Raw genomic sequence first — 19,923 nt, 5'->3', positions numbered from 1 at the left:
GCGGGCTCCTCACCATGAGGGTCTGATATCTCGCCGCAAAGCGCGACCTCATCCTGAGGGCCCGCCGCAGGCGGGCGTCTCGAAGGATGGCCGCAGGCGACCTTCCCGCCACGTTATTCGTCATCTGCATCCGCCCTGCCGCTGAAGGGGTTTGCCTGCCTCACTTGACCAGCCAGCCCTGCTCGCCCGCAACCTGCTTGACGTGCTCGAGGTCCTCCTTGATGAACCTGTCGAGCTCGGCGCCGGTCAGGAACGTGTCGACCTGCGAAGTCTTCTCGATGTAGTCCTTCCATTCCGGCGTCGCCTGCACCTTCTTCATGAGGTCGACATAGAACGCGGCCTGGTCCGGCGTGACCTTGCCGGGCAGCCACACCGTCCGCGGCTGCTCATATTGCTTGATGTCGAGCCCCTGCTCGGTGCAGGTCGGAACGTCGCTCCAGCCTTCGGTCGCGGTGACCTTGGGGCCCTGCGGCAGCCGCTTCGGGCTGAAAACGCAAAGCGGTCGCTGCGTGCCGCCACGCCATTGCCCGAGGCTCTCGCTGGGATTGTTGACGTGGGAGTCGAGATGTCCGCCGGCGAGCTGCACGGCGGTCTCGGCGCCGCTCTTGAAGGGGATGTAGGTTAGCTTGACCTTGCCGGCCTTCTCGATCATGCGGGTCAGCACCTCGTCGGTGTCCTTCGACTGCGCACCGCCCATCTTGAATTCGCCCGATGCGGCCGCCTTCAGATAGTCTCCCGCATTCTTGTAGGGCGCGTCCTGCTTGACCCAGAGCAGGAACTCGTCCTGCGCCATCGCCGCGATCGGGGTGAGATCGGTGTAGTTGAAGGCGACCTTGGAGACGAGCGGCTGCTGCCAGGCGTTCGACGTTCCGAAGATCACCTTGTAGGGATCGCCTGCGGACGCCTTGCCGTAGACATAGCCTTCGGCGCCGCTGCCGCCGCCCTTGTTGACGACGACGATGGGCTGCTCCGTCAGCTTGTACTTGGTGACAATGTTCTGCACCGCGCGGGCGAGATTGTCGGTGCCGCCGCCGGGCCCGGCGGTGGCCACGAACTCGATCGGCTTCTGCGGTTGCCAGGCTGCACACGCCGGGACTGTGCCGGCGAGCACGGCCGCGGCTGCGGAAAGCAGAAGTGTTGACGTCCGACCCATGATTTCCTCCAGCTTTTTATGTTCTGTTTTATTCGTTGTATCGACGTCCGGTCAGGCGACGCGTTCCTCGCGCCTCCCTGGTGCCAGGACGATTGCGCCTTCTTGTTCGAGCGCTTCGATCTGCTTCTGGTCGAACCCATGCTCGGCCAGCACCTCGCTTGTGTGCTCACCGTAGACCGGCGCACCGATGCGCACTTTGCCTGGGGTCTCCGAAAACTTGACCGGAAGCCCGATCGTCTTCACGGGACCGAGCGTGGAATGCTCGACCTCGACGACCATCTCGCGCGCCAGCGTCTGCGGATCGCTCAGCGCCTCCAGCATGTCGTGCACCGGGCCGCACGGCACGCCTTTCTCGTCCAGCGCCGCGAGCCAATGTGCCCGCGAACGGGTGCGGAAGCGTTCGCTCAGGACGGCCTCGAGCTCCTTCAGGTTCGCCATGCGGTCGGCCCCGGTGACGAAGCGCGGATCGGCGGCAAGCTCGCTTGCACCGAGCGCCTCGAGCATCAAGAGCCAATGCTTCTTGTTGGCGCCGCCGACCACCAGCCAGCCGTCCGAGGCCTCGAAGGCCTGATACGGCGCGTTGAGCGGATGCGCCGAGCCCATCGCGCGGGGCGCGGTGCCTGCGGCCAGCGCGATCGTGGACTGCCAGTAGGTCTGCACCAGGGCCGCCTCGTAAAGCGAGGTCTCGACCCACTGCCCTTCGCCGGTCTTGAGGCGATGCGTATAGGCGGCAAGGATGCCCATGCTCGCGAGCAGGCCGGCGGTGATGTCGGACAGTGGCGGGCCGCACTTCACCGGCGGCCCATCCGGACGCTCACCGGTGAAGCTCATGATGCCGCTCATCGCCTGCGCGACCAGATCGAAGCCGCGGCGGTGCTTGTAGGGGCCGGTGCGGCCGAACCCCGAGAGCGAGCAGTAGATCAACGTTGGATGCTGCTTGTGCAGTTCTTCGTAGCCGAAGCCGAGGCGTTCCATGGCGCCCGGCGCGAAATTCTCGACCAGCACGTCGGCGTCGGCGATCAGCCGCCGCAGCACTTTCTTGCCGCCATCGGTCTTGAGGTCCAGTACGATGCCGCGCTTGTTGCGGTTCATCATCAGGAAGGAGGCTGCCTCCTCGCCGATCTTCGGCGGCACCGAATGGCGGGTGTCGTCACCGTTCGGCCATTTCTCGATCTTGATGACGTCGGCGCCCATGTCGGCGAGCATCAACGTGCAGGTCGGGCCCGCCATGACATGGGTGAGATCGATGACCTTGAGGCCGGCAAGCGGTCCCGAACGGCGAGAGGTGGACTGCGATCGATCGCTTTGCATCGGCCCGTCCTATTGGCCGCGCCATTGCGGCGCGCGCTTGTTGAGGAAAGCGTCGAGCCCTTCGCGAAAATCCTGGCTCGTGTAGCACATCAGGATGAGGTCTTCGCCCTCGTCCCGCGTCAGCCGCTTTTGCAGGCGGGCCACCGCCTGCTTGGTCGCGGTCAGCGTCAGCGGCGCGTGGCCGGCCAGCAGCCGGGCGACCTCGTCGGCGCGCTTTTCGAGGGCGGCAAGATCCTCGACGACCTCGCCGAGCAGCCCGACGCTGGCGGCTTCGGTGGCGTCAATGAGGCGCGCGGTGAAGATCAGATCCTTGACGCGCGCGGCGCCGATGAGCGCGGTGAGACGGCTGACATTGGACATCGACAGGCAGTTGCCGAGTGTCCGGGCAATGGGAAATCCGATTTTGGCGCTTCTGGTGCCGATGCGCAGGTCGCAGGCCGCGGCGATGCCCGCCCCGCCGCCGGTACAGAACCCGTTGATCGCGGCGATCGTCGGCACGCGGCACTGTTCGAGCGTAGTGAGCACGCGATCGATCCGGTTCTCGTAGTCGATCGCGTCCTGCGGCGTCTTGAATTCGCGGAACTGGTTGATGTCGGTGCCCGAGGCGAAGGCCTTGTCGCCGGCCCCACGCAGCACGAGCACCTTGATCGATTGATCGCGGTTGGCCTCTTCGCAGATCGCCGCGAGGCGCTCGTACATGGCGAAGGTGAAGGCGTTGCGCGCCTCCGGGCGATTGAAGGTGATCCGCCCGATGCCGTCGTTGCATTCAAAAACGAGGTCGTCCGCCTCCGCAGCCAGGTCCATTTCCTCGATCCTCTTGTTTTTTACATTTTTGAATGCAAAATTTGGGATTAGCAAGCTGGAACTTCCAGATTTCGACCGATTACTTCGTTTTTGCATTCAAACAGGAGTCGCGTGCCATGCTTCACGAGGAGGTCGTCGGCCGCATCCGCGCCATCCTGCTCGACGGCGAGATCCCGCCGGGCGCGCGGATCCCCGAGCGCGAGCTGTGCGACCGGCTCCAGATCTCGCGCACGCCGCTGCGCGAAGCGCTCAAGGTGCTCGCGGCCGAAGGCCTCGTGCAGCTCCTGCCCCATCGCGGCTCGCGCGCGGCAAAGCTGACCGACAAGGACATGCGCGACCTGTTCGAGGTCTGCCAGGGCCTCGAAGCCCTCGCCGGCGAGCTCGCCTGCGAGCGCATCAACGACGCCGAGATCGGCGAGATCGCCGCCGCGCACGCGGACATGGTGCAGCGTTATCGCGAGGGCGACCTGATCCAGTACTATCGCGGCAACCGCGCCATTCACGAAGCCATCGTCGCCGCGGCGGGAAATCCCGCACTGACCGGCCTCTACGCCTCCGTGACCGCGCGCATTCGCCGCGCGCGCTACGTCACGCCGATGACACCGCAGCGCTGGGCGTTCGCCGTGAAGGAGCACGAGGCGATCCTGAACGCGCTGCAGCGGCGCGACGGTGCCGGCCTCTCGCACATCCTGCGAGCGCATCTGCGCCATAAGCGCGAAGAGGTCTTGCAGGCGGGCTTTGCCGAGACGGAAGCAAGCGACCTCGCGCTGCGGATCGCGTGAGGCGGGCTTGCCCGGCGAGCATTCGTTCGACCCATTCGGCGTCTGGCCTTCGCGCCGCTTCGCTGCGATAACCGCCTCGAAGATCGGTCATAAGATCAGGCGACGCCGCAATGAACAGACCGCTGCCCTCAGACCCCGTCGCTCGTGCGACCTCCGACAGCACGGGAAGCGCACCGCAAGGCGGCTTTGCCGATCTCGTTCCCGAACTCGGCGTTTCCAGCATTGAAGCCAGCCTGCCGTTCTGGCGCGACTTGCTCGGCTTCGAGCTCGCCTATGATCGCCCCGATGCGCGATTTGCGTATCTCGTCAGAGGACGCTTGCAAGTCATGCTCTGCGAATTGAATGGACGCTGGGAGACGGCCGAGATGCAGCGGCCATTCGGACGCGGCGTCAATTTCCAGATGGTCGTCGATCGCATTGATCCCATGCTGAGGGCGCTCGGCGATGCCAAATGGCCGCTCTACGAGCAGCCGAACGAAGCCTGGTATCGGGTCGGCGATCAGGAATTCGGCCAGCGTGAATTCCTCGTCCAGGATCCGGATGGTTACCTCGTGCGCTTCGTCGAACGCCTGGGCACGCGCACGCCATCCTGACGCAAAAAGATTCGTTCCTGCCGCATCGCGCGATCAGGAGACACAATCGCGACACAATCGTTGATTGCATTGCGATGGCGCGCGCAAAGTTGCGCAAAACAGAAGACAAAGGCGGAGGAAACGCATGACACTCGATGTCTCACGTCGATCCCTGTTCGCATTGGGGGCTGGCCTTGGCGCCAGCGCAATGCTCGGCGGCAGCGCGCTTGCCCGCGCTCCCAAACTCGGCACCCAGACTCCCTATTGGCACCGCTTCGTTCTCGGCGACGCCGAAGTGACCGTCGTCTCCGACGGACCGCTGCCGCTCGGCGATCCCTCCGGGACCTTCACCGGCGTTCCCAAGGAAGAGGTGAAGAAGATGCTGGCGGACAATTTCCTGTCGCCGGACAACGTCGTGCTCGAGCAGAACTCCCCGATCGTCAACACCGGCGACAAGCTTATCCTGTTCGACACCGGCATGGGCAGCTCCAAGATGTTCGGCGCCACCACCGGCCGCCAACAGAAGAGCATGGCGGAAGCCGGCATCAAGCCGGAGGACATCGATGCCGTGGTCTGCTCGCACGCGCATATCGACCACATCGGCGGCATCGTGGATGCCAACAACAAGCCGCTGTTTCCGAACGCGCAGATCTACATCTCCCAGACCGATTTCGACTTCTGGACCGACGAAGGCAAGCTCGGCAGCGCGGCCAAGGACTTCGTGGTTCACGCCCGCAAGAATCTGCTGCCGGTCCGCGACCGCATCGTGTTCTTCAAGGACGGCCAGGAATTTTTGCCGGGCGTGCAGGCGATCGCCGCGCCCGGTCACACCGTCGGCCACACCATCTTCCTGGTCAGCTCGGCCGGCAAGTCCTTCGCCTTCCTCGGCGACCTCTCGCACCATTCGGTGCTGCTGCTGGAGCGGCCGCGGATGGAATTCTCCTACGACACCGACCCGAAGCAGGCAGCCGAGTCGCGCGTCAAGCTGCTCACCATGCTGGCGGCCAACAAGACGCCCGTGATGTCCTATCACTTCGCCTGGCCCGGCTACGGCCACGTCGCCAAGGCCGGCGACGGCTTCCACTACTATCCCGAACCGATGCAGATGACGTTGTAGTCAGCGACATCAAGCCCGGGTCGCGCATGTGCGGCCCGGGCCGTTCGCTTGATCTGCCCGACAGAGGGGAATGATCCCTGACCGGTTCCCGTCGCGGCACAACGACCCTTCTGGAGCATTTTCCGGCAAGGCAGGCCCGTTCCAGGCAAGAGTTCGCCTCACTGCTCGGGTAAGAGTCCCTTGGCATCACTTTCATCGACGTGAGCGCGTGACGCCCTTTTGGTCTTGCGCCGCTCACGCTCGCAAAATGCTCAGGAGACATGCCATGAAGATCGTCGTGATCGGCGGCAGCGGACTGATCGGATCCAAGCTCGTTGCGAGGCTCAAGCAGCAAGGCCACGTGGTCGTCGCGGCATCCCCGAAAACAGGCGTGAACGCCGTGACCGGGGAAGGCCTCGCTGACGCGCTGGCGGGGGCGGATGTCGTGGTCGATGTCGCCAACGCGCCGTCCTGGGAGCCCGCCGCCGTGCTCGAATTCTTCCAGCGTTCGAGCCAAAACCTCGCCGCGACCGAGGCTGCAGCTTCCGTCAAGCATCATGTCGCGCTGTCGATCGTGGGAACCGATCGCTCGCCCGACATCGCCTATTTTCGTGCCAAGCTCGCGCAGGAGACCATCGTCAAGGCATCTCCGGTCCCCTACTCGATCGTTCGCGCCACGCAGTTTTTTGAATTCCTCGGCGCCATTGCCGAGACGGGCGCGGCCGACGGCCGGATCGTCGTGCCATCGGCGTTGTTTCAGCCGATCGCATCCGACGACGTGGTCGCTTCCCTCGCGGACGTCGCGACGGGACGTCCGCTCAACGGCACGATCGATATCGCGGGACCGGAAAAAGCTCCCTTCAACGAGTTCGTTGCGCGCCGCCTGAAAGCGTCCGGCGATAGCCGCCCGGTGGTGGGAGACGCCAAGGCTCCGTATTACGGTTCTCCCATCGCGGATACCTCGCTGGTCCCGCTCGGCGAGGCGCGGCTCGGGAAAACGCCGCTCGCAACATGGCTCGCGACGGCCTGACGTCCCAAGGTCGCTGCAACCACGGCAATGAAGGAACTCCCATGCGCAGATTGCTGATCGCAACGGCGGCTTACGCCGCATTCCTCCTCGCGGCCCATGCAGCCGAGACGCAGCCGGCCGCGAAGTCGGCCAAAGTGACCGTCGTGTTCGACCAGGTCCTGCCGAACGCCCCCGGCAAGAGCATGAAGGGCGTGCTGGTCGAGTATGGTCCCGGAGGCTCCTCACCGGCTCACACCCACGCGCGCTCCGCGTTCATCTATGCCACGGTGCTCGAGGGAGCGATACGAAGCCAGGTCAACGACGAGCCCGCCAAGGTGTTTCACAAGGGAGAGAACTTCTTCGAGAAGCCCGGCGATCGCCATGCCGTCAGCACCAACGCCAGCGATACCGAGCCGGCGAAGCTACTGGCCGTCTTCGTGGTGGACACAACCGACACCGAGCTGACGACGCCGATCGTGAAGTAGAGCGCGGGCCCAGGCGCCTCAGCGCTAGATATCAGCAGCCGAGCTTGTCGGCGATGCCGCCAAAATCCCTGGCGACGATGTCCCAGTTGCCGGTGGCTTCGAAGTCCACCTTCTGCAACGGCCCATACTCCGTCGGCCGCGCCACGAACGCGGTCTTGAGCCCGTTCTTCTGCGCGGCGGCGAGATCGCCGTTGTGGGCGGCGACCATCATCACCTCGCCCGGCTTGAGGCCGAGCAGGCGCGCAGCGCCGAGATAGGTCTCGGGATCGGGCTTGTAGTGCTCGAACAGCTCCGCGGACATGACGAGGTCCCACGGCAGGCCGGCGAACTTCGCCATGTTGGTGAGCAGCGCGACGTTGCCGTTCGACAGCGGCGAGATGACGAATTTCGACTTCAGCCGCGTCAGCCCCGCGACGCTGTCGGGCCAGGGATGCAGGCGATGCCAGCCCTTGGTGAGGTAATCGAGATCGGCCTCGGTGAGGCCCTTGATCGAGAATTGCGCGACCAGCTTTTCCAGCGAGCGGCGGTGCAGATCGTCGAGCATGACGTAGCCGCGCTCGGGATGTTTGCGCACGTCGTCCATCGAGGCCATGTACATGCCGCGCCAGCCGTCGACGAGGGCGGTCCAGTCGGCGCTGATGCCGCGCTGCTTGCTCCACCACATGAAGTCGGTGATCAGGCTGGTGCGCCAGTCGACCACGGTGCCGAACACGTCGAAGACCAGGGCTTTGACGGCGGTGAGATCGGACATGGGCGCTTCCCTGATTGTTCTTGTTGTCATTCGGGGGCGATGCGCAGCATCGAGCCCGGAATCCATTTCACCTCGGACTCTGCCGCCCGATGGATTCCGGGCTCTCGCTGCGCGAGCCCCGGAATGACGGCAGTCGTATTGCCTTGCTCAATCCAGGTGGAACTTCGCCAGCTCGCGGTGCTCGGCCTTGATGTAGCGCACGGTGCCGGTGACGGAGCGCATCACCACCGTCTCGGTCTCGATCACGCCGTCCTTGCGGAACTTGACGCCCGAGAGCAGCGAGCCCGTGGTGACGCCGGTGGCGGCGAACAGGCAGTCGCCGCGCGCCATGTCCTCGATGCCGTAGATCATCTTGGGATCGTTGACGCCCATCTTGGCGGCGCGCTCGCGCTTCTCGTCGGAATCGAGGATGAGGCGGCACTGCATCTGGCCGCCGATGCAGCGCAGCGCCACGGCCGCAAGCACGCCTTCCGGCGCACCGCCGGTGCCGAGATACATGTCGACGCCGGTGTTGTCGGGGTCGGCGCAATGGATCACGCCGGCGACGTCGCCGTCGGTGATGAGGCGCACGGCAGCACCCGTCGAGCGCACGCTCTCGATGATGCTGGCATGGCGCGGACGGTCGAGCACGAGAACGGTGATGCCGTCCGGTTGGACACCCTTGGCCTTGGCGAGGCGGCGGACGTTGTCAGCCGGCGTTGCATCGAGATCGACGATGCCCTTGTCGTAGCCCGGTCCGATCGCAAGCTTCTGCATGTAGACGTCGGGAGCGTGCAGCAGCGTGCCGCCGTCGGCCATCGCCATGGTGGCAATCGAGCCCGGCATGTTCTTGGCGCACAGCGTGGTGCCTTCGAGCGGGTCGACCGCGATGTCGACCTGCGGGCCGGCATTCATGCCAACCTTCTCGCCGATGAACAGCATCGGCGCCTCGTCGCGCTCGCCCTCGCCGATCACGATGGTGCCCTCGATCGGCAGCTTGTTGAGCTCGCGCCGCATCGCGTCCACGGCGGCCTGGTCGGCCGCCTTCTCGTTGCCGTGGCCGCGCAGCCGCGCCGAAGACACCGCCGCCCGCTCGGTCACCCGCACGATCTCCAGCGTGAGGATGCGCTCGAGCAACGCGTGCGGCGGGACTGAAATATGGGTCGACATCGGCTAACTCCTTCGAAACGGTTCTGGACGGAAATCTCCGCCCGCATCAACTCGTAACACCCACAGTTCGTTCGAACCGTGTCATTGCTTGAGCCTGCCCTTTCCGGAAAACCGCTTCACACTTTTGCGCTGGCGCGGCCCTCCGGGTCCGGAGCATGCTCAGTTCTTCTCGATCCGGATCACCTGCGGCCGTCCGCTGATCACCTTGTCGCGCTGCACGGCGGCGAGCGCGCGGCGCACGGCGTCCTCGTGCGTCGCATAGGTGATCAGGATGACGGGCACGGGGACCGCCTTGCCGTTCGCCGGCGCAGCGCCGCCATTGGGATGACGCTGCACGATCGACTCGATCGAAATCTTCTGTTCTGCCAGCCGGGTCGCGATCGCGGCCGCCGTGCCCGGGAAATCGCGCGCCAGCAGGCGGATGTAGTAGCCGCCCTCGTGGCGCTCCATCGGCGCCTTCTTGGTGTCGCGCAAATGCGAGATCGGCCGGCCGAACGGATTGGCGCGGATGCCGCGCGCGACATCGGCGATATCGGCGACGACGGCGGATGCGGTCGCAGCACCGCCCGCACCGGGGCCGACCAGCGTGATCGGCGGAATGCCCTCGCCATCGATCGTGACCGCATTGGTGACACCCATCACCTGCGCGATCGAGGAGGATTTTGGAACCATGGTCGGATGCACGCGCTGCTCGATGCCCTTGGCGGTGCGGACGGCAACGCCGAGCAGCTTGACGCGGTAGCCGAGATCGGCAGCCGCGCGAAGATCTTCCGGCGCGATGGAGGAGATACCTTCGACATACACCGCGCTTTGAGCAACTTTCGTGCCGAAAGCGAGGCTGGCGAGAATGGCGAGTTTTTGCGCGGTGTCGTGGCCGTCAACGTCGAAGGACGGATTGGCCTCGGCATAGCCGAGCCGCTGCGCATCCTTCAGGCACTCGGCAAAGGAGAGACCCTCCTGCTCCATCCGCGTCAGGATGTAATTGCAGGTGCCGTTGAGGATGCCGTAGACGCGGTTGATGCCGGTTCCCGCCAGGCCCTCGCGTAACGTTTTGATGACGGGGATCGCGGCGCCGACGGCTGCCTCGAAATTCAGCGCGCCGCCGTGCTTTTCGGCGGCCTTGGCGAGCTTCAGGCCGTGCTTGGCCAGCAGCGCCTTGTTGGCGGTGACGACGGACTTGCCGGCATTGAGCGCGGCCTCGACCGCGGAGAGCGCGGGATCGCCGGCGCCGCCCATCAGCTCGACGAAGCAGTCGACCTCCGGATGCGTGGCGAGCGCCATCGGATCCTTCACCCATTCGACGCCGCGCAGGTCGACAGCGCGCTTCTTGGCCTTCGAGCGCGCGGTGACGGCGACGACGCGAATGCCGCGGCCGCTGCGGCCCGCGAGCACGCGTCCCTGCGTTTCAATCAAACGGACGACTTCGGCACCCACGGTGCCGAGCCCCGCTATGCCCACTTTCAGGGGTGCGACCATGATGCTTATCGAAAACCTGTCGAAGAGAATTAGCGCCGGTTGGCGAGCGGAACGACGTTGTGCAACGTTTCGATGCCGCTTTCAAGGAAGCGGCGCACGCCGCGCGCGGCCTGCCTGATCCGTTGCTCGTTTTCCACCATGGCGATGCGGACATATCCTTCACCATGCTCGCCGAAGCCGACGCCGGGCGACACCGCGACGCCGGATTTCTCCACCATCAGGGTCGCGAACTGCATGCTGCCGACGCTGCGGAAGGCTTCCGGCAGCGGCACCCAGGCGAACATCGAGGCTTCCGGCGGCGGAATCTCCCAGCCGGCGCGGCCGAACGATTCCACCAGCGCATCACGGCGCTTGCGGTAGGTGTCGCGCATCTCCTTGATGCAATCGTCGGGGCCATTCAGCGCGGCGGTCGCGGCGACCTGCACCGGCGTGAAGGCGCCGTAATCGAGATAGGATTTGACGCGGGCGAGCGCCGCGATCACGCGCTCATTGCCGACCGCAAAGCCCATGCGCCAGCCGGCCATCGAATAGGTCTTCGACATCGAGGTGAACTCGACGGCGACGTCCATCGCGCCGGGCACCTGGAGCACCGAGGGCGGCGGGTTGTTCTCATCGAAATAGACCTCGGCATAGGCGAGATCGGACAGGATCAGGATCTCGTGCTTCTTCGCGAAGGCAACGAGGTCCTTGTAGAAGTCGAGGCTCGCGACATAGGCGGTCGGGTTCGAGGGATAGCAGACCACGAGCGCCAGCGGCTTCGGGATCGAATGTACGATCGCCCGTTCCACCGCCTCGAAAAACTGCGGCGTCGGCTCGGAAGGCACCGAGCGGATCACGCCGCCCGCCATCAAGAAGCCGAAGGCGTGAATCGGGTAGCTCGGGTTGGGGCAGAGGATGACGTCGCCCGGCGCGGTGATCGCCTGCGCCACGTTGGCAAAGCCCTCCTTCGAGCCCAGCGTCGCCACCACCTGGGTGTCGGGGTTGAGCTTCACGCCGAAGCGGCGGGCGTAGTAGCCGGCCTGGGCCCGGCGCAAGCCAGGGATGCCACGGGAGGCCGAGTAGCGGTCGGTGCGGGGCTTGCCGAGCGTCTCCTTGAGCTTCTCCAGCACGTGCGGCGGCGCCGGCAGGTCCGGATTGCCCATGCCGAGGTCGATGATGTCGGCACCAGCGTTCCGCGCGGCCGCCTTGGCCCGGTTGACCTGCTCGAACACGTAAGGCGGAAGGCGGCGGATGCGGTAAAACTCTTCCATGGCTCTCTGGGCTCCGGGCACCCGGTCAGGACAGAATCGACAAGCTAGGACGGCCGTTCGAAGACGAGCCGCCCCTTTCGCAAAAATTACTCCAAATCAAATGCTTAGAGCAATTTTCGACGACGAAGGCTGAAGTCGTTCGCCCTGACTCTCGGCTGAACAGAGGTCTTTTTAGCACGCCAAGGCGGTCGCGCCAGCGATTACCTTGCACCGCCTCATTTGGCGTCCTTGGCGGCGACCGCCTGGCGGTCGCGCGCGGCGGCAAGCTCGGCCTCGATCTTGGCGCGCTGGTCCGGCGGAATGACCGCCTGATCGCGCTCCGGCGGCAGATCATGCACCGGCAGATAGCTGCCGGGCTCCCGGGCATGCGCCTGCGCATCCGCAGGCGTCATATCCGCGAGCTGACTCGAACAGCCGCCCAGCGCGAACGCCACGCTCAGCAGCGCGCCACCGATCAGCAGCGACTTTTGCAGGTCCCTCAACGCCAACACTTGGGAAATTCCCCTACTCGTCCCAAAGCACGGCCCCGGGCAACCTTACCCAAGACCACGCCCAAGCTCAAACCATTGCTGCCCAAATGGTCCGAGCGAGAAAACAGCCCGGTGCTACCAAGCCGAGCGGTGCGGCTCGATTGTGACGGAACCAAGAAAATTTGTCGCAGTGCAACACATCTTCGAGAGTGTTTAACGTCAAAGATGCGAGCTTCGCGGTGACGAATACGGAATGAATCGTTACTGTTCTGCGCATGAGTATGGCCACGACCGACACGCCCAAACCCGAGACGAAGTTCGATGCGGAAGCCTTCGCGATGAATGTCGCGCGGGCGATGGAGAGCGGCGGCAAGGCGCTGGCCGCCTTCCTCAAGCCGCGCGAGAGCGGCGAGGTGCAGGACCGTCCGCCGGCCGAGCTCACCGAAGCCGTCAAGGCCTTCACATCGGTTGCCGAATACTGGCTGTCGGACACGTCCCGCTCCTCCGATCTCCAGACCAAGCTCGCCAAGGACTATCTCGACCTCTGGGGGTCGGCGGCGCGCCGCATGGCCGGTCAGGAGGCCCCGCCCGCAATCGCGCCCTCGCCGCGCGACAAGCGCTTTGCCGACCCGGAATGGAAGTCGAACCAGTTCTTCGATTTCGTGATGCAGCTCTATCTGCTCACCACCAGATGGGCGCAGGAGCTGGTGCGCGACGCTGAGGGGCTTGATCCGCAGACCCGCCGCAAGGCCGAGTTCTACGTCCAGCAGATCACCAACGCGCTGTCGCCCTCGAATTTCGTGCTGACCAATCCGGAAGTGCTGCGCGAGACGGTGGCGAGCAGCGGCGACAATCTCGCGCGCGGCCTGAAGATGCTGGCCGAGGACATCGCCGCCGGCAAGGGCATGCTGAAGATCCGCCAGTCCAACCCGGACAATCTCCTCGTCGGCGTCAACATGGCGACGACGCCGGGCAAGGTGATCTACCAGAACGAGATGATGCAGCTCATCCAGTATTCTCCGACCACGGAGAACGTGCTGCGCACCCCGCTCCTGATCGTGCCGCCCTGGATCAACAAGTTCTACATCCTCGATCTCAAGCCGGAGAAATCCTACATCAAGTGGTGCGTCGACCAGGGCATCACCGTGTTCGTGATCTCATGGGTCAATCCCGACAAGCGGCTCGGCAACAAGAGCTGGGAAGACTACATGAAGGAAGGCCCGCTCACGGCAATGGACGTGATCGAGAAGGTCACCGGCGAGATGAAGGTGCACACCGCCGGCTATTGTGTCGGCGGCACGATGCTCGCGACCACGCTGGCCTGGCTCGCCGAGAAACGCCGCCAGCGCGTGTCGTCCGCGACGTTCTTCGCGGCGCAGGTCGACTTCACTCATGCCGGCGATCTCCTTGTGTTCGTCGACGAGGAGCAGATCGCATCGCTCGAGCAGGACATGAGGGCCGCCGGCGTGCTCGAAGGCTCGAAGATGGCGATGGCCTTCAACATGCTGCGCTCCAACGATTTGATCTGGTCCTATGTCGTCAGCAACTATTTGAAAGGCCAGCAGCCGAGCGCGTTCGACCTGTTGCACTGGAATTCGGATGCGACGCGCATGACCGCGTCGAACCATTCCTATTACCTGCGCAATTGCTATCTGGAGAACCGGCTGTCGACCGGCACGATGGTGCTCGACAACACGCTGCTCGATCTCTCCAAGGTCAAGGTGCCCGTCTACAACCTCGCCACCCGCGAGGACCACATCGCGCCGGCCGAGTCGGTGCTGTACGGCTCGCAGTTCTTCGGCGGCCCGGTGAAATACGTGCTGTCCGGCTCGGGCCACATCGCCGGCGTGGTCAACCCACCCGCCTCGAACAAGTACCAGTACTGGACCAACGACAACATCAAGGACGTCAACGTCGCCGAGTGGATGAAGGGCGCGGTCGAGCACAAGGGCTCGTGGTGGCCGGACTGGCGGCAATGGCTGGGCGAGCTCGATCCCGAGGAAGTCCCGGCGCGCACAGTCGGCAGCGAGACGCTCCCCCCGATCGAGGATGCGCCCGGCAGCTATGTCAGGGTTCGCGCATAGCGGAATCTCCTGCGCTTGTATAAGCTCGCCTTTAGCACTGCGACGAGAGAGGGGACCGCACCATGACGCGCGAATTGTTCTGGCTGACACTGACGGTGATCCTGACCGGGATCCTCTGGATTCCCTACACCATCAACCGCTGCCAGGTTCGAGGTCTCAGTGGCGCGCTGGCCAATCCCTCGCGCGGCGACAAGCCGCAGTCGGAATGGGCGAACCGCCTGATGTTCGCGCATGACAACGCCGTCGAGAACCTCGTGCTGTTCGCGCCGCTGGTGCTGATCCTGAACGCCATCGACTATTCCACGAAATGGACCGTGCTCGCCTGCGCCGTCTACTTCTGGTCGCGCGTCGCACATCTGATCGTCTACGCCATGGGAATCCCGGTGTTCCGCACCCTGGCCTTTACCGTCGGCTTCCTCGCGCAGGCCGTGCTGGCGCTGGCGATCTTCAAGGTGGTTTGAAACAGCAGCGTCGAGGGTCGCTGGACGCTGCTGCAATCCAAAGATATCCTCGCACGGTAGCAACCGAAGCGGGGGAATCCCGATGCGGATCCTTTTGCCAGTCCTCGCGGTACTCGCGCTCGCCGGATCATGTCGCGAGGCCGGCGCGCAGGCGCCATGCCCTGAATTGCGAAGCCTGCGCAGCGAGGCTGTCGAAGCCTCAAAACCGACGACGCGCGCCTTGATGTCGGACCGCTGCGACGCCTATATCCGGGCCTCGCGCGCCTGGAGCGCCGCGGTCGATTATGCGAACGACCATCGGGACGTCTGCGAAATCTCCGACCGCTTGCTCGGCGACCTCGAGACGTATCGCCGCGAGGCCGTGGCGGCCCGCAAGAATGTTTGCGCCGGCCGCCCTGTTCGACCGTTTCCAGCCGACATTGTTTTGCAGTGAGTGACGGCGCGTTGCGCCAGGCCCCGGCTCTGCAGCGCATCACGCCGAAGAAGCGTTGCGCTGCGTCCGGGGCACGAGGCTGCCCTACTCCTCCGACAAGCCCAGCATCAGCCGCATGTTCTGCACGGCCGCACCCGAGGCGCCCTTGCCGAGATTGTCGAGCCGCGCGACCAGCACCGCCTGGTGATATTTGTCGCTGGCGAAGACGTGGAGCTCGAGCATGTTGGTCTCGTTGAGCGCCTCCGGCTCGAGCTTGCCGCCCTTGGTCGCCTCGTTCTGGAGCGGCATCACCGAGACGTATTTCGAGCCGGCGTAACGCTTGGCCAGCGCGGCCTGAAGGTCCGCACCGCTGGGCTTGCCCGGCAGCGTGTCGAGCTGGAGTGGCACCGAGACCAGCATGCCCTGCCGGTAGTTGGCGACCGAGGGAATGAAGATCGGCCGCCGCGTCAGGTTCGAATAGAGCTGCATCTCCGGCAGATGCTTGTGCTCGAAGCCGAGGCCGTAGAGCTCGAAGGACGGCGCGCTGCCGTCTTCAAAGCTCGCGATCATCGACTTGCCGCCGCCGGAATAACCACTCACCGCGTTGACGGTGACGGGATAATCGGGCGGCAACAGGCCGGCATCGACCATCGGCCGCAATAGCGCGATCGCACCGGTCGGATAGCAGCCGGGATTGGAGACCTTCTTCGCGGCCTTGATCTTGCTGGCCTGGTCCGGCGTCAGCTCCGGAAAGCCGTAGGCCCAGTCGGGCGCGACCCGGTACGCGGTGGAAGCGTCCAGCACCTTCGGCGCCGCCGTGCCCATGCTGTCGACCAGCGCCACTGTTTCCTTCGCGGCATCGTCGGGCAGGCAGAGGATGACGAGATCGACCTCCTCCATCAGCGCCTTCTTCGCCGCGGGATCCTTGCGCCTGTCGTCGGCGATCGTCTTCACGGTGACGTCGCTCTGGAGCTTCAGCCGCTCGTTGATGCCGAGCCCGGTGGTGCCGGAGCCGCCGTCGACGAAGACGGTGGCGGGCTTGGTCGCTGCGCCCGCCTTCGGGGCCTGTTTGGTCTCAGTAAGGCTCATGGCACGCTCCTTTCGAGCTTGTTGGTTTCGGCCGCGAAGGCTTCCGGCCTCACGTCCTGCATCAGTTGTGCAATCTCTCTGGCGTCGGCAGCGGGTTGCGCACCGAGCGCGTTGGCGATCGCGGTATAGTCGGCGTCCGATTTGTGCTGGTTGAGCTTGAAGCTGCCTTCGACCTCTTCAACCGTCATGACCAGACCCACGATTCCCTTCTTCAACGCTTCCAGCCGGCCTGCCGTCATCTTCGCCGATGTCCACGGCTTCTTCGGCAACAACCAGTTCTCGAACTTGTCGCTGAGCGTGTCGATCTGCACCGCCAGCTCGTCGTCCGACAACAGCTTCACCGGCCCGCTCAGATGCACCGACTGGTAGAGCCAGGTCGGCACCTGATCCGGCGAGACGTACCAGTCGGGCGATACATAGGCATCGGGGCCGTTGACCGCGAGCAGCCAGGAGGTTGCGCCATCCGCAAGCTTTAGCAGCGGATTGTGACGGGCAACATGAAAGGCGGCCTGCGGCGTGCCGTCGGCGGCATAGGTCAGGTAGAACGGCAGCGGCGAGGCGACCGGCTTGTGGCCGTCGAAGGCGCACATCGTGCCGAAGCCGCGCTCGCTTGCGAATTTCAGGCTCGCAGCGCGGTCCTGCTTGAAAAAGGGTGGCGTGTACATCGTGGTCTCCTGCTGGGCCTCCTCGGGGGGCCGCCGGATCAGATCGCGCTGACAGGAGAGAGAATGCCGCGGATCGGATCCAGCGGCAAAGACGATGATCTCAAACGCGATCGACCGCCCAAACCGCTAAAGAGCGGCGGCGGCGACGGGCGAACAGAATGGTCGCGGCGTTGATCATGGCGCGCGGCTATAAGGCCATATCGGCCGATCGTCAAGGTGCGGAACGATCGGGAGTGCCGCCCTCTACCATCGAGCGAGGCCGAGACGACCGAAGAGCGAGCCCCAGAAGGAACCGCCGCTGCGCGTCAGTTCGTAAAGATGAGCGCCTGCCTGCTCGTTTCCGCGATCGTACGCCTTGGTGTACCACTGGATTGCCTGCTGTGCGTCCTTCGGCACACCGGTACCACTCTCATAGGCCCAGCCCAGATTGTATTGAGCGGAGCTGTCGTTCTGCTCGGCGGCCATGCGCAGCAGGGATATGCCCTTGGCAAGGTCCTGCGGCACGCCCTGCCCTTTGATGTGCAACAGGCCGAGACTCATCTGCGCGTAGCTGTTGCCCTGCTCCGCCGCCCGCGAAAACAGATCGAAGGCCGCGGCAAGGTCCTGTGGAACACCGCGGCCGTCCCGGTACATGGCGGCAAGGCGCATCTGGCTGTAGGCCCTCCCCTGCTCCGCCGCCTTGGCGTACCAATCAGCCGCCTGCTTCACGTCGCGAACTTGCGCCGGCCCATCTTCCTGGAGGTAAGCAAGTTGCTCCTGGCTATAGGGATCGCCCTGCTCGGCGGCCAGGCGAAACCATTTGACCGCCTCCCCGGCATCACGCTTGGTTCCGCTTCCGTCCCGATACATCGCCCCCACATGGGCCTGCGCACGGGCGTTGCCGATTTCGGCGAGCGGCTTCAACCGCTCCATCGCGCGTTCGAAATCGTGAGCAAGGTAGGCGTTCGCCCCCTCGGTGTAGTCGGCGCTGGCTTCAACGACCGAGAACGCTCCCTTCGGGGTGAGGCCGATCGGCGCGTATTTGAACTCGTCGAGCTTGTCGAAGCCCTTCTCGATGATCGCGGCGAACTCCGCCGGACAGACCGGCGCGTCGAGCGTAAGGCGAAGGACGGCCTTGGAGCGGATGATCTTGCCATCGAGGTCGATGGTGCCGCGAACCTCGATCCGGCCGCGGACTGATCCGTAGCCCGTCCGGCCTTCGAATGTCTGCGAATAGTCGATCGGCGCGGGCTTCTCGTAAAAGAAGACGTTATCGGGAATCGTCAGTGACGCGGCCTCGCGGTATTCCATCGGCCGGCAGCTGAAAGGCCGACCATTGGACTGGCGCACGGCCAGCCGCAGCAGCGATCGCCTCGGATCGGTCAAAGGCAGCATCCTGACGCGGTTTGGCCGGTCGAGACCGACCGGCTTGGTAATCTGAAACGTGGACGTGATCGCGAACTCGTCGGTCAGTTCGCGCGGATTGGGATAGGTGTAGTCGCCATTGCCGGCCAGGCCGGCCTGCTCAATCAGATTCCTGGCGGTCATGCGCCGGTCCGTGTCGTCCAGTCCTTGCGCGAACACGCGTCCCAGTTGCGCGCCGATACCGGTGCCGGACAGGATCGACCGTGCCTCGCGCTTCCCGTCCCTGTCCAGGACGTAGTTCGTTTCCGCCGCCAGGACGAACCGTGCCGCCCCGATCAGGGGGATCCGCCCCATGGTGCCCTTGTCGACGTTGAGGACCGGCTTGCCCGCAAGCTCCGGCGGCAGCGCCCCGAAGGCGAAGAGGGAGGCTGTCGGATCGAGATACTGGTCAATCTCCGGGACGTAAGCGATCGCGTGGTCAAAATTCGGCGTCGCCACTTCGGTGAGCGTGTATCTCGCGCCCGCGTTCACCGCGACCAGATTGGCCTCTATGCCCTGCGCAGCAAGCAGCGCCTTGAACAGTGTCGCATGCGCCTTGCAATCGCCGTAGCGCGAGGCCAGCACGGCAGAGGCCGGCTGTGAGGTCCAGCCGCCGTCCTCCAGTCCAATTCCGACGTAGCGGATATTGCGGGCCACCCAATTGTAGATGCGTTCGACCTTCGCCCGCGAGCCCGTCGCCTCGCCGACGATCTCCCGCGAAAGTCGTGTGATCTTCTCGTCCGGTCGCGCCATGGGCGCGTTGCGGGCGTTCAGAGCCGCCGCGAAAGCCGCATAATCGGCAAACGTGCTCACCTCGAAACGCGCGGCGTATGAGAGAGTCTCATCGTCGATCTGGCCGGGCCTCGGCGTGTCCTGCCGGAAACGCGCGCGATGGACGATGCGATCGTTGCCCCTCTCTTCCGAGTGCTCGACATTGCGCTGTGCGATCCGCAACGGTCTCGATGCCGGTCCGTCCACGATCACTTCGAGCAATTCGGGCGGTTGGCTCGCGGGCTCGCTCCACACGCGCGCGAACTCGCCTGGAAATCTCGCCTGCTTCGCTCTGTAAACAAGACGACCGCGGATGCTGTCGCCGGGGGCAACATGCGGAAAGGCGATGATCCGGTTGCGGACTTCGTCAAAATAGGGCGAAGAGGAATCCGTCGAGGCCGGTTGATCGCGAATGGCACGCTCGTCGACCGCGATCACGCTGCCATCGGCCTTGAGGGTGGCAAGCTCCGTTGACGACAATTCGTCAAAATAGCTGTTGTACTGAAAACTCTGTTGCGCGATCGCCTCGGCGCCCTTCTCGTCGAGCGCCTTGATCTCGAACTCGAAGACCTCGTTGCTCAGCCCGGTCTCGTCGAATGTAACGGTATGACGGGCGACCGTTCGCCGCCAACCCGGGTCGATCCAGCCGGGCCTCGCATCCAGGCCCGATGATTCCGCGGCATCCGATTTCGTGCATGGCGACAGCAGCAGCAACGCCGCCAGGAAGGCTGAATAAATTCGTACGATCAT

The 19,923-nt window shown here is 64.6% G+C and carries 19 protein-coding genes; 8 read left to right on the top strand and 11 right to left on the bottom strand.

Going from position 1 to position 19,923, the window contains the following annotated elements:
- Nucleotides 1–160: 160 nt before the first annotated feature.
- From E4K65_RS07795 to E4K65_RS07785, 3 genes are read right to left on the bottom strand one after another with little or no spacing between them, the layout of a single operon-like run.
- Complete coding sequence (locus E4K65_RS07795) at nt 161–1,153, bottom strand: Bug family tripartite tricarboxylate transporter substrate binding protein (RefSeq protein ID WP_135173622.1); 993 nt, start codon at nt 1,151–1,153, stop codon at nt 161–163.
- Nucleotides 1,154–1,204: 51 nt separating this feature from the next.
- Complete coding sequence (locus E4K65_RS07790) at nt 1,205–2,464, bottom strand: CaiB/BaiF CoA transferase family protein (protein WP_135173621.1); 1,260 nt, start codon at nt 2,462–2,464, stop codon at nt 1,205–1,207.
- A gap of 9 nt (nt 2,465–2,473) precedes the next feature.
- Nucleotides 2,474–3,268, bottom strand: coding sequence for an enoyl-CoA hydratase/isomerase family protein (locus E4K65_RS07785; protein WP_135173620.1), 795 nt, complete (start codon nt 3,266–3,268; stop codon nt 2,474–2,476).
- 116 nt (nt 3,269–3,384) lie between these two features.
- Here E4K65_RS07785 and E4K65_RS07780 point away from each other — a divergent pair, with 116 nt between their 5' ends.
- The 5 genes from E4K65_RS07780 (at nt 3,385) to E4K65_RS07760 (ending at nt 7,212) form a co-directional block, all read left to right on the top strand.
- A complete protein-coding gene (locus E4K65_RS07780) occupies nt 3,385–4,050 on the top strand; it encodes a GntR family transcriptional regulator (RefSeq protein ID WP_167770604.1) in 666 nt (221 codons plus the stop codon).
- A 110-nt stretch (nt 4,051–4,160) separates the two neighbouring features.
- Entirely contained in the window at nt 4,161–4,643 is a 483-nt protein-coding gene (locus E4K65_RS07775) for a bleomycin resistance protein (protein ID WP_135173618.1), read from the top strand.
- Nucleotides 4,644–4,767: 124 nt separating this feature from the next.
- Entirely contained in the window at nt 4,768–5,739 is a 972-nt protein-coding gene (locus E4K65_RS07770) for an MBL fold metallo-hydrolase (protein ID WP_135173617.1), read from the top strand.
- Between the two features lie 265 nt (nt 5,740–6,004).
- Nucleotides 6,005–6,748: an SDR family oxidoreductase gene (locus E4K65_RS07765; protein WP_135173616.1), complete on the top strand. Its 744-nt coding sequence runs from the start codon at nt 6,005–6,007 to the stop codon at nt 6,746–6,748.
- Between the two features lie 41 nt (nt 6,749–6,789).
- Nucleotides 6,790–7,212, top strand: coding sequence for a cupin domain-containing protein (locus tag E4K65_RS07760; RefSeq protein ID WP_135173615.1), 423 nt, complete (start codon nt 6,790–6,792; stop codon nt 7,210–7,212).
- A 31-nt stretch (nt 7,213–7,243) separates the two neighbouring features.
- Here E4K65_RS07760 and E4K65_RS07755 read toward each other — a convergent pair whose 3' ends face one another.
- From E4K65_RS07755 to E4K65_RS07735, 5 genes are all read right to left on the bottom strand, one after another.
- Nucleotides 7,244–7,963: a haloacid dehalogenase type II gene (locus E4K65_RS07755; protein ID WP_135173614.1), complete on the bottom strand. Its 720-nt coding sequence runs from the start codon at nt 7,961–7,963 to the stop codon at nt 7,244–7,246.
- 147 nt (nt 7,964–8,110) lie between these two features.
- Nucleotides 8,111–9,112, bottom strand: coding sequence for a class II fructose-bisphosphatase (gene glpX, locus E4K65_RS07750; RefSeq protein WP_135173613.1), 1,002 nt, complete (start codon nt 9,110–9,112; stop codon nt 8,111–8,113).
- Between the two features lie 159 nt (nt 9,113–9,271).
- On the bottom strand, nt 9,272–10,588 hold the full coding sequence (locus E4K65_RS07745) for a homoserine dehydrogenase (RefSeq protein ID WP_027542636.1): 1,317 nt from the start codon (nt 10,586–10,588) through the stop codon (nt 9,272–9,274).
- Nucleotides 10,589–10,617: 29 nt separating this feature from the next.
- Nucleotides 10,618–11,838, bottom strand: coding sequence for an LL-diaminopimelate aminotransferase (locus E4K65_RS07740; protein WP_135173612.1), 1,221 nt, complete (start codon nt 11,836–11,838; stop codon nt 10,618–10,620).
- A 215-nt stretch (nt 11,839–12,053) separates the two neighbouring features.
- Nucleotides 12,054–12,329 (bottom strand): hypothetical protein, encoded by a 276-nt coding sequence (locus tag E4K65_RS07735; protein WP_092182391.1) that lies wholly within the window; start codon nt 12,327–12,329, stop codon nt 12,054–12,056.
- 254 nt (nt 12,330–12,583) lie between these two features.
- Between E4K65_RS07735 and E4K65_RS07730 the strand changes: the two genes are divergently transcribed.
- From E4K65_RS07730 to E4K65_RS07720, 3 genes are all read left to right on the top strand, one after another.
- The gene (locus tag E4K65_RS07730) at nt 12,584–14,392 is read left to right on the top strand and encodes a PHA/PHB synthase family protein (protein ID WP_167770603.1); all 1,809 of its coding nucleotides are present in this window, start codon (nt 12,584–12,586) and stop codon (nt 14,390–14,392) included.
- Between the two features lie 62 nt (nt 14,393–14,454).
- Complete coding sequence (locus E4K65_RS07725) at nt 14,455–14,853, top strand: MAPEG family protein (protein ID WP_092182395.1); 399 nt, start codon at nt 14,455–14,457, stop codon at nt 14,851–14,853.
- Nucleotides 14,854–14,935: 82 nt separating this feature from the next.
- A complete protein-coding gene (locus E4K65_RS07720; protein WP_135173611.1) occupies nt 14,936–15,286 on the top strand; it encodes a hypothetical protein in 351 nt (116 codons plus the stop codon).
- A gap of 84 nt (nt 15,287–15,370) precedes the next feature.
- On the opposite strand, the gene argC is transcribed toward E4K65_RS07720, so the two are convergent.
- From argC to E4K65_RS07705, 3 genes are all read right to left on the bottom strand, one after another.
- On the bottom strand, nt 15,371–16,354 hold the full coding sequence (gene argC, locus E4K65_RS07715; protein ID WP_135173610.1) for an N-acetyl-gamma-glutamyl-phosphate reductase: 984 nt from the start codon (nt 16,352–16,354) through the stop codon (nt 15,371–15,373).
- The gene (locus E4K65_RS07710) at nt 16,351–17,019 is read right to left on the bottom strand and encodes an FMN-binding negative transcriptional regulator (protein WP_027542629.1); all 669 of its coding nucleotides are present in this window, start codon (nt 17,017–17,019) and stop codon (nt 16,351–16,353) included. Before E4K65_RS07710 ends, argC begins: the two co-directional genes overlap by 4 nt.
- Nucleotides 17,020–17,262: 243 nt before the next feature.
- Nucleotides 17,263–19,923 (bottom strand): DUF3857 domain-containing protein, encoded by a 2,661-nt coding sequence (locus E4K65_RS07705; RefSeq protein WP_135173609.1) that lies wholly within the window; start codon nt 19,921–19,923, stop codon nt 17,263–17,265.

Source organism: Bradyrhizobium niftali (assembly GCF_004571025.1).
Lineage (GTDB): Bacteria > Pseudomonadota > Alphaproteobacteria > Rhizobiales > Xanthobacteraceae > Bradyrhizobium > Bradyrhizobium niftali.
Note: the sequence above shows the minus strand (reverse complement) of the source record. Positions and strands in the feature narration are given on the sequence as shown.

Excerpts from the sequence above, each read along its gene's own strand:
- E4K65_RS07795 (WP_135173622.1), bottom strand. The coding sequence starts at position 1,153 with ATGGGTCGGACGTCAACACTTCTGCTTTCCGCAGCCGCGGCCGTGCTC.
- E4K65_RS07790 (WP_135173621.1), bottom strand. The coding sequence starts at position 2,464 with ATGCAAAGCGATCGATCGCAGTCCACCTCTCGCCGTTCGGGACCGCTT.
- E4K65_RS07785 (WP_135173620.1), bottom strand. The coding sequence starts at position 3,268 with ATGGACCTGGCTGCGGAGGCGGACGACCTCGTTTTTGAATGCAACGAC.
- E4K65_RS07780 (WP_167770604.1), top strand. The coding sequence starts at position 3,385 with ATGCTTCACGAGGAGGTCGTCGGCCGCATCCGCGCCATCCTGCTCGAC.
- E4K65_RS07775 (WP_135173618.1), top strand. The coding sequence starts at position 4,161 with ATGAACAGACCGCTGCCCTCAGACCCCGTCGCTCGTGCGACCTCCGAC.
- E4K65_RS07770 (WP_135173617.1), top strand. The coding sequence starts at position 4,768 with ATGACACTCGATGTCTCACGTCGATCCCTGTTCGCATTGGGGGCTGGC.
- E4K65_RS07765 (WP_135173616.1), top strand. The coding sequence starts at position 6,005 with ATGAAGATCGTCGTGATCGGCGGCAGCGGACTGATCGGATCCAAGCTC.
- E4K65_RS07760 (WP_135173615.1), top strand. The coding sequence starts at position 6,790 with ATGCGCAGATTGCTGATCGCAACGGCGGCTTACGCCGCATTCCTCCTC.
- E4K65_RS07755 (WP_135173614.1), bottom strand. The coding sequence starts at position 7,963 with ATGTCCGATCTCACCGCCGTCAAAGCCCTGGTCTTCGACGTGTTCGGC.
- glpX (WP_135173613.1), bottom strand. The coding sequence starts at position 9,112 with ATGTCGACCCATATTTCAGTCCCGCCGCACGCGTTGCTCGAGCGCATC.
- E4K65_RS07745 (WP_027542636.1), bottom strand. The coding sequence starts at position 10,588 with ATGGTCGCACCCCTGAAAGTGGGCATAGCGGGGCTCGGCACCGTGGGT.
- E4K65_RS07740 (WP_135173612.1), bottom strand. The coding sequence starts at position 11,838 with ATGGAAGAGTTTTACCGCATCCGCCGCCTTCCGCCTTACGTGTTCGAG.
- E4K65_RS07730 (WP_167770603.1), top strand. The coding sequence starts at position 12,584 with ATGAGTATGGCCACGACCGACACGCCCAAACCCGAGACGAAGTTCGAT.
- E4K65_RS07725 (WP_092182395.1), top strand. The coding sequence starts at position 14,455 with ATGACGCGCGAATTGTTCTGGCTGACACTGACGGTGATCCTGACCGGG.
- E4K65_RS07720 (WP_135173611.1), top strand. The coding sequence starts at position 14,936 with ATGCGGATCCTTTTGCCAGTCCTCGCGGTACTCGCGCTCGCCGGATCA.
- argC (WP_135173610.1), bottom strand. The coding sequence starts at position 16,354 with ATGAGCCTTACTGAGACCAAACAGGCCCCGAAGGCGGGCGCAGCGACC.
- E4K65_RS07710 (WP_027542629.1), bottom strand. The coding sequence starts at position 17,019 with ATGTACACGCCACCCTTTTTCAAGCAGGACCGCGCTGCGAGCCTGAAA.
- E4K65_RS07705 (WP_135173609.1), bottom strand. The coding sequence starts at position 19,923 with ATGATCGTACGAATTTATTCAGCCTTCCTGGCGGCGTTGCTGCTGCTG.